This is a genomic window from Neobacillus camarae, assembly GCF_054950115.1.
Genome location: NZ_JBUCKX010000005.1, coordinates 77,271 through 95,033, shown reverse-complemented (window position 1 = coordinate 95,033; position 17,763 = coordinate 77,271). Strand labels below are relative to the sequence as shown.

The window sequence follows — 17,763 nt, the reverse complement described above, 5'->3', positions numbered from 1 at the left end:
CCTGACAGGTTTACCCATATTATATCTGCATCATACGTTAAAGTCGAATTGATTATGGTCAGGTTCAATTTAACTTTGGAAAGGCTTCTTGTTTGGAAACCCGGATAGCTTCACTAGGAAAGTATTTTGAAAAGTACTTTTCCACCCTGACATGGATATCCTTAAGGTACCACTTTGACAACCCATGCTTCTCAAATAACGCAGTCATTCCTAGCCTCTCTGAACGTTTTCCCATTAAACCATCCCCCGATACTTAGTGTATCAATCCAAATATGATCCACAATTCCATCCAAGATTTTTGGAAAATCAGGGGTAAAGGGCAATACAGGGGAAATTGAAGCCTGGGTGGGAATTCCCGCCTCGTGAATTTCTTTTAAGGCTTTGATTCGTAATTTAATACCAGGAGCATAGGGAGCGAATAGCTTCTTCATATCTTCCCGGTCGGTTTCCACCGTCATAGATACCAGGACATCACATTTTTCTTTCAATTTCATGATCAAATCCAAGTCCCTCGTAATGAGTGGGCTTCTTGTCTGGATCTGTAGAAAATCAGGAGGATTCTCGATCATTTCTTCCAATAAATTTCTAGTAATGTTGGCTTTTCGTTCCATAGGCTGGTAGGGATCGGTGGCGGAAGACATAAAAATATTCACAGGTTTGTTTTTCTTGCGGAGCTTAACCATTTCATTACGATAATTTTCTGCTGCATTCGTTTTTAAATCCAGCCATTCTCCCCAAGGAGTTCCTTTAAATTTTTGGATAGGCATTTCTCGAACATAACAGTACCTGCAAGCAAAGGCGCAGCCGCTATAGGGATTCAAGGAATGGGTAAAGCCGATATCTAAATAGCCCTTTGCTTCTGTAAGGATTTTCTTTGCCTGAATATCATTTGTTTCCAATGGAGCGTCTCCTCTTCCAAAAGAATCGTTCAAGTTTTAGTAATTAATAATATTATTTTTATATTAATAATTATTATATAAAAATTGGTATGTTTATGTTATATTTTCCTTATAAAAGCAGGACTTCTATAGTAGATTAAGCCCGAACAATAGGATGGTAGGTTCCTATTTTTTATAAAATAGAGAGAAGGTTTGTCATGAAGAATCATGTACTAACAGATGTTGAATATAAAAATTTAGGACAATTTCTTATCGAGAATGAGCAAACCTTCTTGCATTTTTGGGAAGAACAAATTATCGTGCATGACATGCGAGACAATAAAGAAATGATAAGAAAAAACGGTTATTTGATGTACCAAATCTTAACATCTACCATTACAAACGGTTTTTCAGAAGATGATGTGAAACAATTGGCTTACAAAGTGGCTCAGGAGCGGGCCGATGCTAATATCAATATCGGGGAATTTGTTTATAATGTCAACCTTGGCAGAAGCATCATTATAAAATATGTAAACCGTTCTGGAATCATGGTTGAAGAGCTGCAGCTAATTATTGACATAATCAATAAGCTGTTTGATTTATTCTGCTATGATGCAGTGACAAGGTACACCGAAATAAAAGATATGAAACTCCAAGAAAGAAACCTATTTATTACCCAAACACACAAGGACCGATTGGCCATCCTTGGACAAATGTCCTCTAGCTTTGTTCACGAATTTCGCAACCCGCTTACCTCTGTGATGGGATTTATTAAACTTTTACAGAACGAAAGTCCTGATATTCCTTATCTGGATGTGATTAGTAAAGAATTAGATCAATTAAAGTTTAGAATAGCCCAGTTTCTTCATACGTCCAGGCTTAACACTGTGATTGAAAGCAAGAATGAAGATTTTCAGATGAATCGATTATTAGAAGAAGTCATTGATTTTCTGTACCCCAGTATAGTGGATGGAAACATCCAGGTAGATTCTACTATTGATGGTGATATAAAAGTGCACGGCGATCGGGATGAGTTAAAACAAGTTTTCCTGAATCTATTAATGAATGCGGTTGACGCTGTATGTGAAGAACTAAATGAGAGAAAAATTACTCTCTACACAGAAGTGGATGAAAACCAGATTAAGATTAACATCTCTAATAACGGCCCAACGATCCATCCTGATTCAGTCAAATATATTTTCGAACCATTTTATACGACAAAAAAATTAGGAACAGGAATCGGTTTATTTGTTTGCAGGAATATTATTGAAAAACATAATGGGAAAATTTATTATGTTTCTGATGATCATTTAACTACCTTTCAAATCATTTTACCTATTAAGAAGAATTAATCTTTCTATCATTGATGACGTGCAAAAAGAAAATGGCGTGCCGATGGCATGCCATTTTCTTTTTTTAAAACATCTTCACGCGGGAAGTTTATGATGCTCTTTGGATAGTAATCTTTTTCCCTTCCTTGCGACGTTTTCTAAATTCGGCTGTTGCTGTGAACAACACGTCTGTTGAAGAGTTAATGGCGGTTTCAAAGGAGTCTTGTAAAACACCAATAATAAATCCCACTCCAACTACCTGCATGGCGACATCATTTGGTATTCCAAACAGGCTGCAAGCTACCGGAATCAACAATAAGGAACCACCGGCAACGCCTGATGCACCGGCAGCACATACAGCAGACAATACACTGAGAATGATGGCGGTCGGAATGTCCACATGCATGTCCAGAGTATGGACCGCTGCAAGTGTCAAAACCGAAATCGTCACAGAAGCACCAGCCATGTTGACGGTCGAGCCCAATGGAATGGAAACCGAATAGGTGTCCTTGTCCAATCCCAGTTTCTCGCACAATCTCATATTCACCGGGATATTGGCTGCTGAGCTTCTGGTAAAGAACGCGGTTATCCCGCTCTCCTTTAAGCAAGTGAACACAAGCGGATACGGGTTTTGACGGATATTTATATAAACAATGATAGGATTCACTACTAGCGCGACAAAAAGCATGCAGCCGATTAAAACGGCAAGTAACTTTCCATAGCCTAGAAGCGACTCGACCCCATTCGTGGTAATCGAATCAATGACAAGCCCCATAATTCCTAACGGCGCAAACTTAATGACCCATGAAACCATTTTGGATACCGCATCGGAGAAGTTGGCAATTAAAGTCTTGGTGGTATCCGAAGCGGATTTTAACGCATAACCCAAAACGACTGCCCATGCTAAAATTCCAATGTAGTTCGCGTTGTAAATCGCTTTTACCGGGTTATCAACCACGTTCATCAGTAAGGTTTTAAGAACCTCGACTACACCCCCTGGAGGGACCAAGTCATCAGCGCCTTTCGTGAGAGTGATACTTACTGGGAAGAAAAAGCTTGCCACTACAGCAATAGCCCCCGCTAAAAAGGTTCCTAAAAGGTATAAAATGATAACCGTCTGCATATTGGTTTGATGGCCTTTTTTATGCTGCGCTATGGCCGACATCACTAAAAACAGGACCAAAACGGGCGCAATCGCTTTTAAGGCCCCAACAAAAAGGGATCCGAATATGACAAGTGGCTTTGCTCCATCCGGAATCACCACAGTCAAGATTATTCCTATAACTAAGCCGATGGCAATTTGCATCACAAGGCTTAGTTGATACCATTTTTTGATAAGTTGTTTCATCACTATAGTCCCCCTCACATCCATCATTATTTTATCTCTATAACGCTTTACCCTATTGAAGTTTAATAAATAGTATTATAGTTAATATTTAGATATTTTACAATAGTATTAGTTTTATGCAAATGAGAGAAAATTCACAATTGTCCTGATATATGTTTGTCATAACGTTTTCATTCGCTAAAATAAAGACCTCTATTAAAAATTATTGTGAATCTGATTTTACGGAAGGTAAAACTTGGTCATTTCTAGAATTTATATCATATTCTATCCGTAGGAATGATATTTCACGATTGTCACTTCAGTTATATAGGAGAAAAAGACTATGAGAGTGAAAGAAATGAAGGTATCCAAAAACTTTTCTGCAGATGATTTAATCAAATTTATTAATACGGCGAATAGCTTTGAAAGTGAAATATCAATTAAAAGTGCCCATTTTACGATTGACGCCAAAAGTATTCTTGGCATCATTACTTTGTTAATGGCGGGAATGGATATCACGATTGTGACAAAAGGAGATGATGAGGAAGAGGCATTAAAGGCTATTTCGAATCTTTTATGAGATACTAGTCCTTCAAGTATAACCATAAATAAAAACACCCGAGACCGGGTGTTTTACTACTTATAAATGGAATTTATGGAAGTTTAACAGTGATTTGACTCAATTCTGTACGGGATGAGTATTGAAGCTGAAGCTGTTCACCAATTGGCTGTTCATAGGCAAGAGTACCCGTTGTACTGGCGCCTGGTTCCAGTTCTCCGGAAGGCAGTGTGGTCTCGATATCAATCATAAGCAACGGTTGGAAAATATAATCCCCTTTATGATTACGAAGATTAAAATAATCCGGACTATACTCTAGATTTTCTGTTCCGGTATTCGTGATTTGTACGGTCACAATGATAAATTCATTTCCTGATTTTGGTGTCTCCTCACTATTTCCTTGTGATTTTTCCACCTTGGTTATGGTTAGAGTGGAACTCGCTAATTTTATCTCCTCCCCGACCGAATAGACTTTTTCTTCCTCTTCTTTTGATGGTTTCTCAAGTGGCGGTAATAACTGGGAAGCTGCAGACTTACTTTGGGCCGTCGATTTAGTCTCTGTTTTCGATTCGGCTTTATCTTTACTTTCAACCAGCATAATTACACCCAAGAGCAAGACGACCGCAACACCAACCAGTATTTTTTTGCCAAAGAACCTCCTGCCGGTTTCTATCGTTTTTACATCAGAAGACACTTGCTGTTTCACTTCGGCAAATTTAAATTGATCCGGCGTAAGGCGATTATATTCCGTGGCTGTCGTTTGGCCAGCTTTGGCTGGTTTCTTCTTCCAGACAAACCTTCCATTCATATTTGCTTCAAGCTCTTTTTTCATCATGTTGATAATAAGGATGACAACCAGATACCCGATGATTGGCACAAAGACGACCCAAGGAGCCCTGATAAAATCATTAAAATTCTGACCGACTAACCCTGCCCACTCATTCGATAACGATGCGGGCTTTGGGGGTGGTTCCTCATACCCAAACGTTCCGCCAATCGTTTTGCCTCCTAAAAAGAAGCCGAATATGCCAAGATGCATCGTCAACTGCAGAGTGCTTAGCAATTGCTGAAAGACGAGCAAGACCCCGTAAGATTTGAAATAAGGCAGCAGATGCGTACGGATCATATGAAACTTACTGGCACCCATTAAAAAAGAACTTCTTACGAACGATTGCCCCATCAGCTCATCCGTTAGTTCTGAAGTAAAAATAGCTGCCGTTGGGAACCCCATAAATACCAGTACGATCAGCTGATAGGCGACAACGGAAACAAGCGGCTTTTCAAACGCTCCAACCGCTGGCACCATTAAAATAAGGCACAGGAAAATGGAGGGAATATATCGAAAAATAATAAAAAAGTCCTTAAAATAGTTTTTCAACCAGGGGGTATAAACAGACAGGAAAACCCCGGCCAGGCCCCCGAAAACAACCCTTAACAAGGCCACACAAATGGCTGACATGAGGGTGTATTTGGCACCGTACAATAGGAGCAGGTGCATATCCTGGCCGTTTCGGTCCGTTCCAAAAATGTGATCCGATGACGGAGGAAACGGAGCCCTGCCGATCACTTTATGATTCTCATCATAAACTAAAATTCCTTTGTTAAAATCATCAGGACCATAAAACGGGTACAAATAACTGACCAGAAACAATAGGAGAAGAAGGGCAGCACCAATGGTTGTTTTTTTATAGCTAATCATAAACTGGCCGCCCCCTTTCCTTTATAGAACTTTAACACCAAGAAACTGATGGCTTCGATGATTAGTAACGGTAACATAAACAATAGGAGCAAGATAACCATTACCAAAAAATCATCCTTGCCATAGGAAATCATAAATGTTTTCGTGAATCCCGGAAGGTTAAACATAAACTCCAACAGGTAAAGGTTGGAAAGCAGAACCCAGAGGATGGTTCGCAAATGGATGACAAAGAGTGGAATAATGTTCCGAACCATGTGAACAAACAAGATTCGAAACCGGCTAAGCCCTTTTACCAGGCTGTATTGGACATAATCTTTTGACTCTTCCTGTTCCAGTTCTTTGATTATAAATTGCATGAGCATCATAGCCGGTAAAAAAGAAATAGTAGCAATCGGAACAAATAATGGCTTTTGGCCAAATATGCCATATAACTGGAGGATTTTTAGCCCTGTCTCTTTATAAAGAGTGATGATGACAAACTGAAATAGGAAAATGATGAATAAATCCGGAACCACTTCAAAGAAATCAATCACTTTCTTTAATGGCCGGCGGATGATTCCCGGCGCCATTTGCAACAGGATGGCCAAAAAGATACCTGTCAAAATCACAACGAACAGGGATACAGATAAAATCGTCATCGAGTAACGATAAGATTCCCCGGCATTTAGCTCGTCCAAAAGAGCCAAAGAGTTTGGCTTGATAATTTGCGTTAAAGCCCACACTCTTAACTTGATAAAGCCCCACAGCGGTTCTAACGTGAAGGTTAGGGTATCCCCTACTTTAAATAAGTAGGGGATAGCAAAAAAAGAAATGCTTCCGGCAATCATAAATAAAAGCCTCAGGGGAAGCTCCAAGGTCTTTTTCATTCTATCACCTCTTTAATGTAGGAATGTTTTTATAGTATTTTTCTACCTAAATAGATTAGACGAGACATTGCCTATTTATTGTTCACTATTTGAAAAATATTTTTTATTTTCAAAATAATATTATCATATCGGTTATGTTACATGGGGTTTTTTTATTATTTTTCTATTATTTTTTTGCACATTTGTGGTAAATGATAGACTTATAATACTATAAGGCTAGTGTTATATGAACTATGCTATGATATAAAAGCAGATTTATCATTATACAGGGGGTTTGTCCTTTGCAACGTAGAGAAAAAGCAATCATTTTGGGTGGCGGAATATCGGGTAAATTGGCGGCACGGGTGCTGTCTGATTTTTACCAGGAAGTCATTGTATTAGAACGGGATTCAGAACCGTCCGGACCGTTTCCAAGAAAAGGGGCCCTGCAAGGCAACCATATTCATGCACTCCTTCACGCTGGTGAGCATGGTCTTGAGAAGTTATTCCCTGGCATTACGGAGAAATTTTATTCCACCGGTGCTGTAAAAATCAATTCCACACAAGACCTTGCTTGGTTTCACCATGGAGTGTGGAAGCATCGTTATGACGGCGGGTACACGACAACGCTTCAAACACGCCCGCATCTGGAATGGCATATCGGAGAATCTATTAAAACGTTACCCAATGTAACCATTCATTACAACTGTTCTTTTAAAGAATATATATATGAAGAAAATGAGAATCGTATAGTAGGTGTCGATTGCACTGAGGGAGGTTCCTCCAATAGTTTATATGGCGACCTCATTGTGGACGCAAGCGGTGCGGCCAGTTTTACCACTGGCTGGTTAAAAGGACGCGGTTTACATATTTCTGAAGAGAAAGTAAAGATTGGATTAAGCTATATTAGCAAGAAATTCCAACTTCCCGATCACCAAGACAGGGATTGGACCATTAAACTTGTGTATCCAAATCCTCCGCAGGAAAAAATAGGAGGAACGATTTCAAAGGTTGAAGGCAATCAATATATCGTTACTTTCATAGGCTATCATGATGAAATAGATGAAAAAGAGGTTCTCAGAAACGAGGATAGTTTTATAGAGTTAGCTAAAAAATTGCCAAAATCCGACATTTATCAAGAATTAAAGGATGCTGCTCCATTGTCTCAGACATCGGTTTTTCGTGTCCCCCATATCACTTGGAGGAAATATGACCAAATGAAGCAGCTGCCTGAAGGCCTGCTGCTCATTGGTGATACAATCTGCAGAATTGACCCTGTTTTTGGACAAGGCATGAGCATTGCTATATTAGAAGCACTTGCCCTGCAAAAGTTGCTCACGAAGCAGAACCAGTCGCAACAACACCTGATAAGAGCTTTTCATAAACAAGCGGCTAAAATCATTGCTCCTATCTGGAGTATGGTGCTTACTGAAGACTTTCGCTATCCGTCTACCACCGGGAAAAGGCCCATGGGTCTTTCCTTTTTACAATGGTATTCAAGAAACATCTTTCTTCTATCCGCCGAGGATAAGCGGACCTATAATTCATTTATAAAAGTCATGAACCTTGTCCGACCCATGACGATATTAATGACCCCAAGGATTTTATGGAGAGTGTGTAAAAAGTCCATCTTAAAATAAGGCTCTTTTCTAAAGGATTGTTGCTTTTTCTACAGTTAAAAAGACTGCTTGGAATATGTATAGCGATAAACGACCGTTCGCTTGGAAAAATTACCGGTACGTTCGTTAATATCCCTTATAGGCGACCACACACTTTGAAAAAATTCCAGTACGGTCGTTTATACATCCTACGGAATCCATATTATTAGAAGAGACGATTTATCTTTCAATACCTATTATTCTTTAATAAACGTAAGAAGGAAAACAAAAATATCTACGAAAACAGCTTAAAATAAATACTTTGAACTAAAAGACAAAAAATGCTGCTGTCACAATCGACTGCAGCATTTTTTGTTTGTCGCTCATTCTCTGTGCCCTTCCACCTTTCTAACGCCCTGTGCCCAAATAACGACCGGGATAAGAAGCAAGGACAAAATCCCACCGCCAAAGGCCAAAGCAGTGAAACTCGACTGTGCCACAATTACCCCCGAAAGCATCCCTCCGGAAGCGCCGGCTAGTGCGATAGACACATCCACTGTCCCCTGTGTTTTTGCCCGGTTGGATGGGTTGGTGGCGTCCACAATAAGCGCTGTTCCGCTGATTAACCCAAAGTTCCAACCCAGTCCCAGTAGAGTAAGTGCCAACACAAAGATCAGCATGGAATCCGGAGGCGCGGCGGCTGCCACTACGCCTGCGGCAAGTAGAGTGGCACCGGAGGCAATCGCCATCACCGTGCGGCCAACCTTATCAACGAGAATTCCGGTCACGAAAGATGGCAGGTACATGGCGCAGACATGAATGCTAATTACGAGTCCGACCTCACTCAAACCATGGCCATGGTGCCTCATTTGCACGGGAGTCATTGTCATGATGGCCACCATGACCAGCTGGGTCAGTATCATGATGGTGGCGCCTACCACAACTCCCCGTTTCCGTGCTTCTTCTGTTACGGTACCGTTCGTATTTTTGTGCTCTGCTTCGCTTCCCTGCTTTAAGGCAATGGCATTTGCCACAAGAAGCGGATCGGGGCGAAGGAATATCAGCAACACCAAACCTGCCAAAATATAGGCGGCGGCTGACAAAATGAACGGTCCGGATAAAGACGGTACGCCGATGGATACGGCAAATTGTCCCATTGGTCCCACTAGGTTGGGCCCCGCAACCGCACCTAATGTGGTCGCTACCATGGCGATACTGATCGATGTGGCCCGCTGCGTGGAATTGGCCAAGTCGGTACCGGCATAGCGTGCCTGGAGATTAGTCGCAGTACCGGCACCATAAATGAACAGGGAAGCAAATAGGAGGATAATACTAGAAGTGATAGCTGCGATCACCACTCCAATCGCACCTGCTCCCCCAATTAAAAATCCGACTCCAAGGCCCAACCTGCGCCCGAATCGCTGGGAGGACCGCCCCACCAGGAAGGCAGCAAGTGCTGAACCTAACGTGAACAACGCAGTCGGGACACCAGCATACCCGTCGGTGCCAAGCATAGCTTGGGCAAGCAAGGCACCCACTGTTATTCCAGCCGCAAGGCCAGCCCCGCCAAAAATTTGTGAAAAAACAACAATCAACAACGTTCGTTTGTAGAGCTGTTTTTGCTTTAAAGGAGAGTCAATATAGTGACTAAACGAGTTCGGTTGACTCTCCAGAGCCATGGGATTATCGCCGATTTGGGGCACCACTCATCCGCCTTTCATTAAATCTGTTTTTGTAAATTTTTCCTATTTTTATTCTCTATTAAACTTAATTAAATTGCAATGAGGAAATGTAGAAAATGTCCAAACATGATGAAGTAGGACGGTACCCATGACCAGGCAACCACTTGAACCTAATTTCCCAGCGCTTCCTTGTTGGTGACGCACTAATAATGGCACTTCCAACCCTGCTTGCCGCAATGCCTGGTTGTAGTATCCAATCTTTTTGCCAAGCAGTCGATTCCCCCAACCACCACTAAAAAGTAAAAATGGGAGGCCAACCAGGTATTATTTCTGGTGACTACGTTACAATAATGGCCAAGTAGTTATCTTAGATATAGTTGAGACGCAAGTGTATGCCATTGTTTTTTATTGGTTCACTCCATACTTCAAGTAACCTTTTTTATAATTTTTAAGTCTTTTTAGTTAGAAGAAATGAAAATAATTTAAAGAGGTTCTTATTATGAAATTTATCCTAAACAAAAACCTATCTTTATTTTTCCTCTTGATAATCGTAAGTATTTTATCAACTGGGTGCGGTTCTACTGGGAAGAAGGTTGAATCAACTGGTTCAGTTAAACAAAAAGTAATAGCTTATCTGAGTGAAAAGGGGTATAAAGACGAAGATTATTCCTTGACTGTTGAATACGAGAAGCTAACAGAAGGTAAAATTGGTAGTCCATTTGCCATAAACGTAACTTTTAATGATGAATCTGACGTAATTTACAACTATAAGTACAACACACACAATGGTGAAATTACCCAAATTGGTGTTTCCCCATTAAAAGGAAGGCCGGCTAACGATAAAAACTTTAAACATCTTAATTAAAGAGTGGTTTTGAAGGTATAGAAAACCTGCTGAGGTAACCCAGCAGGTTATTTTGGTTTATGTTGATCAACTAATTTTTGTTCTATCAGACTCATTCTGAATAAATATTTTAATGTTGCCAACTTGAGATTTTAAATAACAAAAAAGTTCTTGACTTCTTATTTTATTACATCTGAAAACCCTGACAGCATATAGGCCATATGGACAATTCCTTCTTCAAAATCCTTCAGTTTAATAGACTCATTCGGTGCATGCACTTTAGAACCAAACCAGCCTACACCAGTGCTGACAATCGGCAGCTGGAGTTGTTCCCCGAAAATAAACATTGGGCCTGTGCCGGCTGCGCTTGGAGCCAACACCCCTTCCTGCCCATACACTTCTGTTGCTGTCTTCATGACATGTTGGATGAACGGATGATTAAAGTCGGCCCGGTATGCTTTTTGACCGTTAATCATGGTTGCCTCAATATCATGGAAGCCATGTTTTTCAAGGTGTTTCTGAATGCAAGCAAGAATATGATCAGGATCCTGCCCCGGCACTAGCCGGCAATCAATCTTTACTTTTGCGTTCTTAGGAAGTACGGTTTTCGCACCCTCCCCCGTATATCCGCTGATAATTCCGCAAATCGTCATGGTTGGCTCCAGAACCATGGCCTCTCTAGGATCTTGTCCCTTCGCTTTTGTGATGAGCGGCCGTTTTAGACCGTACAAATTGTTAACAGCTTCCTCATCAAACGGCAGGTTACGGACCGCATCCAAAACAGCAGCCGATGGTTCCTCGATTCCATCATAAAAACCACCTACTAAAATCTCATTCTGTTGATTCTTCATGGTAGCAAGCGCTTGAACCAACCGCCAAGCCGCATTATCCACATAAGCGCCAACCGAAGAGTGAATATCAATGTCAGCCCCCACACAAGTCAACTCTATGTATGCCATGCCCTTTAAACCGGCTACCATGCTGATCCTGTCTTGGTCGTTCTTTTCGCCAAACTCCCAAATACAAGCATCAGCCTGGAATTTATCCCAATATTTTTCTAGGTATGGGGCAAGGTTGGGAGAGCCAATTTCCTCTTCCCCTTCTACCATGAACTTGACATTACAAGGCAGGCCGCCATTGATTTTTTGCAGGACCTTAATGGCTGTTAATCTGGCAACCAGGTCCCCTTTATTATCGGCAACTCCCCTGGCAAAAAGCTTTCCATCCTTAATTTCCGGTTCAAATGGTTCGGTAAGCCACTCATCATGCGGCTCGGGAGGCTGGACGTCATAGTGGTTGTAAAAGAGCAGGGTTTTACTAGAGTCCCCAGTACTGCCTGCTGGGAAATAGCCATAAACCACCGGATTGCCAGGTAAATCGTCCAATACCTCTGCTTCTCCTCCGGCTTCAGAAATCATTTTTACCACATATTCCACTGTTTCCGGAATGGCTGATTTCTGGGCGGATACGGTAGGAAAACGCAAATATTGTTTTAATGTTTCTAAAGCTTGTTCAACAGATGCTGCCGTCTCACTTTTTAATTTTTCTAGTTTGCTATTACTCATGATGTACCCCTTTCAATTCTGGAATACCTATTATTTCGACATGCGAAGTAAGAATCCCTTCTGATTATTTTGCTTTTTCAAAAATATTGTCGAAACATATTAGCGAAGGGATTTATTAAATAAGGCTATTGATTTCAACTCCAGTCGCTCAGCGAACCGCGGGTGTGCCGGGGATCCTCCCCAGCCCCGTACTCCCGCAGAGGTCGAGCTTATCCGCTCCAATCAACAGAGTTTTTAAAATATCAATATAACAATAATGTTTACCAGAGACTATCAAAAGTACTATTTTCTGGAGATTCCCTTACCCGTTTTTCTTTACAATTACCCCGCACTGCTGTTCCAATGGCTGTATCACGGCGGACATGTCCATATCACCGAGGCCTGTCTCCGTTGCATGGCGAAATGCTTGTTCTGCCAATTGTCCGCTAAATTGCTTAATTCCTGCTTCTTGAATTAGCTGATTGGCCAATCGGACATCTTTATGAACGTATTTCACGGCCCCGCCTGGTGCAAATTGACGATCAAACACGTATTGCTGCATATGCCTTCTTAAAATCCGGCTGTCGCCATAGCTTGTTGTTAAAATTCGGTATAATTGTTCAGAATCCAGCCCCAACGCCGCCCCTGTGACCATGGCTTCCGAAGCCGCAAGCGAATGGACAGCGACAAGATATTGATTGAGAAGCTTGGCCATGCTCCCGGAACCGGATGGACCTAGATATTCAACAGTGTCTCCCAAAACATCCAATACAGACAAGTTTTTTTCAAATGCCTGCCTTTCTCCCCCAACCATAATCGTCAACGTGCCGCTTTCAGCTCCCTCCGGCCCTCCGCTTACTGGGCAATCGAGATATTCAATGCCGTATTTTCTTGCCTCCTCGAACACGGTCTTGCCCGTATCAGCCCCGGCCGTCGTCAGGTCCATACAAACCGTTCCTGGACGCGCATTTTCAAGAATGCCGGACTTGCCTGAATAGACAGCTATTACGTCCTCCGGCATGGATAAGCATGTCAAAATTATGTGGCTTTTTTGAGCTAGCGATGCTATAGATTCTTCATGAATGGCACCTAGATGAAGTAATGGTTTCACTTTTTCCTTGGTGCGGTTATAAACGTGCACTTGGAACCCATGATGAAGGAGCCTTTGGACCATTCTTGAACCCATCACACCTGTGCCGATGAATCCGATATTCATATTAAATCTCCCCCTCTCCAACCAACCCCAAGCAGCCAATCGAAACTATCTTCACTCATTCCGCTGGGGATATATTCAAGACCAATGTAATCTTTATATGTATTTTTTAGATAGTGGAATATCTTTTGATAATCCATCTCTCCCGTTCCAGGCTGATGCCTGCCCGGAACATCCGCTATTTGAACATGTTCAATGATATCAACGTTTTGCTGGAACAAGGAAAGCGGATTTCCATGGATTCTTTGAATATGGTAAAAATCAAATTGAAGCTTCACGTTTGACAGATTCACCTCGTTTAAAATTTCCTTTGCCAACGCCAGATTGTCTAAAAAGTAACCGGACATATCAGTCGTGTTGATTGGCTCTATGAGGAGTGTCAATCCGTACTTTGCCATTTCAGTCCCCGCATAATAAAGATTCTCTAAATAAACCTCTTTTGCTGTTCGCGGTTCCGAATTGGCAAGAACACCAGCCATACAGTGAATTCTCGGAACCTTCAATGGTAGAGCATAATTGATCCCTTCCATGACTGAATGTTTAAATTCTTCAATCCGATTCGGGTCAATCGCTAACCCGCGGTCTCCTCTTTCCCAATTTCCAGGAGGCAGGTTCAATAACACCATCGTCAATTGCTGTTGGTCCAGTTGCCGCCTGATTTCTTCTACCGGATAAGCGTAAGGAAACTGGCATTCCACATGAGAAAAACCACATTCCCGTGCTTTTTTGAAACGCTCCAAAAAAGGAACTTCGGTAAAAACAGTTGATAGATTAACAGCCAATCTGTTCATAAATATCTCCATTCAAGAAAGTTTTTTTCCTTTTACCAATTAGGGAATTCGACAAAACTGCCGTTTTTCCTTTCCTGCTGGCTACATTGGAAAAAGCTGCAGGAAAAACCACATCATTAGAATTTCATGGTGCGGTTTCTCCTGATAATTTCGGTCCCTGCCATAAGTAAATACGGGCCAGTGCAAATGACACCTATCAAGTATAGGACTACTGCTAAGTAAGCAGGCAATAAGTGAAGAAAATCCGTATAGGCAATGAAAAAATGGGTAAGGATTCCCGCTAAAAAGGCCGGGATGGCCCCGATAGTGAAGGTCCACCAGACCCAGCTTTCCCCTTCGCGGATTCCCCATACAGCGAGCATCAGGACGAGTAAACCCACACTTAGGAGAGCACTGCCAAAACCGGCCCGGTCATGGGCTATCACAGGGATGAGAAGCTCATTAAATTCATCCACCATTTCCGGCGAAAGGCACAAAAACGTCAGGTCGGTTGGGACAAAGACACTTGTCGCCCCAATGACAGAAATCACCATTCCGCCAACAGCGAGAGCCGCCCCCAATAGAACGAATGCCAGCTGTCCGATCAAACTCAACCTCCACAATCGATGATTATATCGGTTAGTGCCGGCTGGCGCTGCAGTCGCCTTTGTTGATTTTACATATCCCCAAAGGAACAACGGCAATAAAATTAGCCAAAACAAGCCATGGAGCCAATCAAAATAACCGTATCCGATAAACAGCAAGATTCCCAGGAAACCAATAATGCCGGCTGTATTTACCGCTTTTCTTGCCCAATGGAGGCCATGCTGGATTCCATTCTTAGCAAGCTGCATATAAATCACTCCGCCGGAAATCATCGTTCCCGAAAGCGTCATCCGGTCATGGGCCATGAAATATAAAATAGCAGGGTTGAAATTCAGGATATCGGTTCGCAGGATTCCTAAAAAAGACTCATCGTACGGAAGGATCACCGTGGTCATGCTAAAAATGAGCGCAATAATACCCGCAACTGCTATGGCCAAGCCAAACAGCCAATACCAGCGCCAGCCCTCAACCAGCACCTCTTTCCTTTGCAGCCTGCGGCTGTATGCCTCATTAATCCGTTTTGGCAGACCCGGTCCGGCAAATACATAATCAAAGCCTAACATGACTAAGGAAGCCCCATGTTCCAATATATGAATGGCATCTGCGGGTTCCTTAACACCGCCTGATGTGATAATCGGGATATCCTCGGGTAATATCCTTTTGGCCGCAGCCAGCACATCGATCATCCTCGAAGGAGAACCATACCCTTCTAGAAGAATACCACTTGGATAATAGTTTCCCAGTTCTTTTAAATGTGCAGTATCCTCTGCTGAATAAACCAAGATAATCGGTTTTCCTGCTATCTCTCGTAATCTTTCATATTGTTCAGCTGAATCGAAGGCATGGAAGTCCATTATATAACCATCACTATATGGCGAGAGTTGTTCGCAAATTTCTTCGATTTCTCGGAGTGTTCCCTCCACTCTTATGAAGAAAGGGAGTTTCTTTTTTGAAGTGTGAAGCCGGTCCTTAACTGTCGATAGTTTTATCGGTAAACCTGTATATCCCTGTATCTGTTCCAGCTTGGGATCCACGTGGAGTTCTTCCTTCCTCACTGGATCATGTAGCGAAACGGGACCTATTTCCAGGAAGCCGAAACCAAGATTTTGAAAGGCTGCCAGTCCGGATGCCTGGGGGTCGATTTTACCGCTTAGCCCGACAGGAGAAGGAAACGGAATGCCGAATAAGCTTCTCTCCAGTTCTTTCGAAGGTGTCATGTGTCCCAGAAACTCTATTAACGCTTCTCCTATTGCCGTTGAAGACAAGATGCTCATTCCATGGTGAATTAACTCCCTGCTAAAGCGTGGTGGCAGCTTTAGAAGAATGGATTTGAATAAAGGATGATAGGACCAATCCGGCAAGTACCACTCCCCTCCTTTCCTTATTACTCAAAATGTATTCACTTTACTGATCAGTTCCATTTACTCATTTACAATTTATATTCACATTTTATCACACTACAGGGAAAATTAGGTTTTTAGGGACGTTTTATGACTTTGCGATTATGATAGCTAAGTATTTTCAATATGTGATACTCATCACAAAAAAAAGGAACGCCATATGCTATATTGCTATTGAGAAAACTTATCAATAAGAACACGTTTTTCTATTCCTATAAAATAAGGAGATTATTCCCATGAGTGAAATCATTAATAACCGTGAACAAGACATCATCAGTCATACTGAACGGCAAACAATATTAAAAGAAATTATCAAAGACTTGCATATTGGCAAAAGTGTCGAAGAAGTGAAGGCGCAATTTGAGGAAGCAGCTGGCAGCATTTCCGTAGCCGAAATTTCCCAACTCGAACAAGCCCTCATGGAGGAAGAAGGTATTCCGGTTGAGGAAGTGCAGCGTTTATGCTCCGTCCATTCGGCCGTTTTTAAAGGGTCCATCGAAGAAATACACCGATCACAAAAGCCTGAAGATCAGCCGGGCCATCCGATCCATACCTTTAAAATCGAAAACAAAGAAATCGATCTGCTGGTCAATTTTAAATTGCAGCTCCATTATGAATGGTTTGAAAAAGAAGACAGCGAACAAAACATCTTGAAACTTCTCGAGGATTTAAACCTGTTGCTGGATATTGATAAACATTACAGCCGCAAGGAAAATCTCTTGTTCCCTTATCTGGAAAAGTACGGAATTATGGGCCCTACCCAAGTCATGTGGGGCGTGGATGACAGGATCCGTGCAGCCATTAAAGCGGCAAAAGAGAAATTGACCAACTATTCCGGCGAGAAACAACCGGTTTTGGATGATCTTTTCTTTGTTATCCAAGAAGTAACGGATATGATTTTTAAAGAGGAAAACATCTTGTTCCCGATGGCGTTGCAGACTTTAACGGAAGACGAATGGGTCAAAATTGCCCGTGAAAGTGATGAAATCGGGTTCTGTTTAACCGGACCCGCAGGTATATGGAAGCCGGAACGTAACGAAATCAAAGAAGATGCCATGACGTCAGGGTTTATTAAATTGGAAACTGGGATTCTCTCGCTAAAACAACTTGAACTCCTGTTAAACCATTTGCCTGTGGATATTACCTTTATTGACCAGGATGATGTGGTTCGCTACTTCTCCCACGGAAAAGAGCGAATTTTTGCAAGAACGAAAGCGGTCATCGGCCGGACTGTGCAAAATTGCCATCCGCCAAAGAGCGTCCATGTGGTGGAAAATTTATTGGCGGACTTTAAGTCGGGTGTCAAAGACGTTGAGGATTTTTATATTAAATTTAAAGATAAATATGTTTATATAAGATATTTTGCCGTTCGGGATGAAAGAGGCCAATACATGGGTACTCTGGAATTCACCCAAAATATCGCCCCAATTCAAAAAACTTTCCGGGGAAAAACGGATTCTTGAATAA

Annotated in this window: 12 protein-coding genes and 2 pseudogenes; 5 read left to right on the top strand and 9 right to left on the bottom strand. The window is 41.9% G+C overall.

What is annotated here, in order from left to right; all coding sequences use genetic code 11:
- Positions 1 to 64 precede the first annotated feature (64 nt).
- Positions 65 to 899, bottom strand: a pseudogene (locus ACY8D0_RS25375) (radical SAM protein).
- 197 nt (positions 900 to 1,096) lie between these two features.
- Between ACY8D0_RS25375 and ACY8D0_RS25370 the strand changes: the two are divergent.
- On the top strand, positions 1,097 to 2,230 hold the full coding sequence (locus ACY8D0_RS25370) for a histidine kinase N-terminal domain-containing protein (RefSeq protein ID WP_462413238.1): 1,134 nt from the start codon (positions 1,097 to 1,099) through the stop codon (positions 2,228 to 2,230).
- 88 nt (positions 2,231 to 2,318) lie between these two features.
- Here ACY8D0_RS25370 and sstT read toward each other — a convergent pair whose 3' ends face one another.
- On the bottom strand, positions 2,319 to 3,557 hold the full coding sequence (gene sstT, locus ACY8D0_RS25365; protein ID WP_462413237.1) for a serine/threonine transporter SstT: 1,239 nt from the start codon (positions 3,555 to 3,557) through the stop codon (positions 2,319 to 2,321).
- A 322-nt stretch (positions 3,558 to 3,879) separates the two neighbouring features.
- Here sstT and ACY8D0_RS25360 point away from each other — a divergent pair, with 322 nt between their 5' ends.
- A complete protein-coding gene (locus ACY8D0_RS25360) occupies positions 3,880 to 4,116 on the top strand; it encodes an HPr family phosphocarrier protein (RefSeq protein ID WP_462413236.1) in 237 nt (78 codons plus the stop codon).
- A gap of 73 nt (positions 4,117 to 4,189) precedes the next feature.
- Here the strand turns inward: ACY8D0_RS25360 and ACY8D0_RS25355 are convergent, their stop codons facing one another.
- Both ACY8D0_RS25355 and ACY8D0_RS25350 read right to left on the bottom strand, forming a co-directional pair.
- The gene (locus ACY8D0_RS25355; RefSeq protein ID WP_462413235.1) at positions 4,190 to 5,794 is read right to left on the bottom strand and encodes a DUF4352 domain-containing protein; all 1,605 of its coding nucleotides are present in this window, start codon (positions 5,792 to 5,794) and stop codon (positions 4,190 to 4,192) included.
- Positions 5,791 to 6,660, bottom strand: a complete 870-nt coding sequence (locus tag ACY8D0_RS25350) for an ABC transporter permease subunit (protein WP_462413234.1) — start codon at positions 6,658 to 6,660, stop codon at positions 5,791 to 5,793. The genes ACY8D0_RS25355 and ACY8D0_RS25350 overlap by 4 nt, the downstream gene beginning before the upstream one ends.
- A gap of 281 nt (positions 6,661 to 6,941) precedes the next feature.
- Here ACY8D0_RS25350 and ACY8D0_RS25345 point away from each other — a divergent pair, with 281 nt between their 5' ends.
- Positions 6,942 to 8,279, top strand: a complete 1,338-nt coding sequence (locus tag ACY8D0_RS25345) for an FAD-dependent oxidoreductase (protein ID WP_462413233.1) — start codon at positions 6,942 to 6,944, stop codon at positions 8,277 to 8,279.
- A gap of 341 nt (positions 8,280 to 8,620) precedes the next feature.
- On the opposite strand, the gene ACY8D0_RS25340 is transcribed toward ACY8D0_RS25345, so the two are convergent.
- Positions 8,621 to 9,916, bottom strand: coding sequence for an MFS transporter (locus tag ACY8D0_RS25340; RefSeq protein WP_462413614.1), 1,296 nt, complete (start codon positions 9,914 to 9,916; stop codon positions 8,621 to 8,623).
- A gap of 502 nt (positions 9,917 to 10,418) precedes the next feature.
- Here ACY8D0_RS25340 and ACY8D0_RS25335 point away from each other — a divergent pair.
- Positions 10,419 to 10,784 (top strand): hypothetical protein, encoded by a 366-nt coding sequence (locus tag ACY8D0_RS25335; protein WP_462413232.1) that lies wholly within the window; start codon positions 10,419 to 10,421, stop codon positions 10,782 to 10,784.
- Positions 10,785 to 10,942: 158 nt separating this feature from the next.
- Here ACY8D0_RS25335 and ACY8D0_RS25330 read toward each other — a convergent pair whose 3' ends face one another.
- The 4 genes from ACY8D0_RS25330 to ACY8D0_RS25315 all read right to left on the bottom strand — a co-directional run bounded on the left by ACY8D0_RS25330 (position 10,943) and on the right by ACY8D0_RS25315 (position 16,257).
- Complete coding sequence (locus ACY8D0_RS25330) at positions 10,943 to 12,328, bottom strand: M20/M25/M40 family metallo-hydrolase (protein ID WP_462413231.1); 1,386 nt, start codon at positions 12,326 to 12,328, stop codon at positions 10,943 to 10,945.
- A 301-nt stretch (positions 12,329 to 12,629) separates the two neighbouring features.
- Entirely contained in the window at positions 12,630 to 13,523 is an 894-nt protein-coding gene (locus tag ACY8D0_RS25325) for an NAD(P)-dependent oxidoreductase (protein ID WP_462413230.1), read from the bottom strand.
- Positions 13,520 to 14,311: a hydroxypyruvate isomerase family protein gene (locus ACY8D0_RS25320; protein WP_462413229.1), complete on the bottom strand. Its 792-nt coding sequence runs from the start codon at positions 14,309 to 14,311 to the stop codon at positions 13,520 to 13,522. Before ACY8D0_RS25320 ends, ACY8D0_RS25325 begins: the two co-directional genes overlap by 4 nt.
- 116 nt (positions 14,312 to 14,427) lie before the next feature.
- Entirely contained in the window at positions 14,428 to 16,257 is a 1,830-nt protein-coding gene (locus ACY8D0_RS25315) for a dihydroorotate dehydrogenase (protein WP_462413228.1), read from the bottom strand.
- A 275-nt stretch (positions 16,258 to 16,532) separates the two neighbouring features.
- Here ACY8D0_RS25315 and ACY8D0_RS25310 point away from each other — a divergent pair.
- Positions 16,533 to 17,763: pseudogene (locus ACY8D0_RS25310) on the top strand (DUF438 domain-containing protein).

Coding starts and splice junctions, on each gene's coding strand:
- ACY8D0_RS25370 (WP_462413238.1), top strand. CDS start 1,097: ATGAAGAATCATGTACTAACAGATGTTGAATATAAAAATTTAGGACAA.
- sstT (WP_462413237.1), bottom strand. CDS start 3,557: ATGAAACAACTTATCAAAAAATGGTATCAACTAAGCCTTGTGATGCAA.
- ACY8D0_RS25360 (WP_462413236.1), top strand. CDS start 3,880: ATGAGAGTGAAAGAAATGAAGGTATCCAAAAACTTTTCTGCAGATGAT.
- ACY8D0_RS25355 (WP_462413235.1), bottom strand. CDS start 5,794: ATGATTAGCTATAAAAAAACAACCATTGGTGCTGCCCTTCTTCTCCTA.
- ACY8D0_RS25350 (WP_462413234.1), bottom strand. CDS start 6,660: ATGAAAAAGACCTTGGAGCTTCCCCTGAGGCTTTTATTTATGATTGCC.
- ACY8D0_RS25340 (WP_462413614.1), bottom strand. CDS start 9,916: ATGGCTCTGGAGAGTCAACCGAACTCGTTTAGTCACTATATTGACTCT.
- ACY8D0_RS25335 (WP_462413232.1), top strand. CDS start 10,419: ATGAAATTTATCCTAAACAAAAACCTATCTTTATTTTTCCTCTTGATA.
- ACY8D0_RS25330 (WP_462413231.1), bottom strand. CDS start 12,328: ATGAGTAATAGCAAACTAGAAAAATTAAAAAGTGAGACGGCAGCATCT.
- ACY8D0_RS25325 (WP_462413230.1), bottom strand. CDS start 13,523: ATGAATATCGGATTCATCGGCACAGGTGTGATGGGTTCAAGAATGGTC.
- ACY8D0_RS25320 (WP_462413229.1), bottom strand. CDS start 14,311: ATGAACAGATTGGCTGTTAATCTATCAACTGTTTTTACCGAAGTTCCT.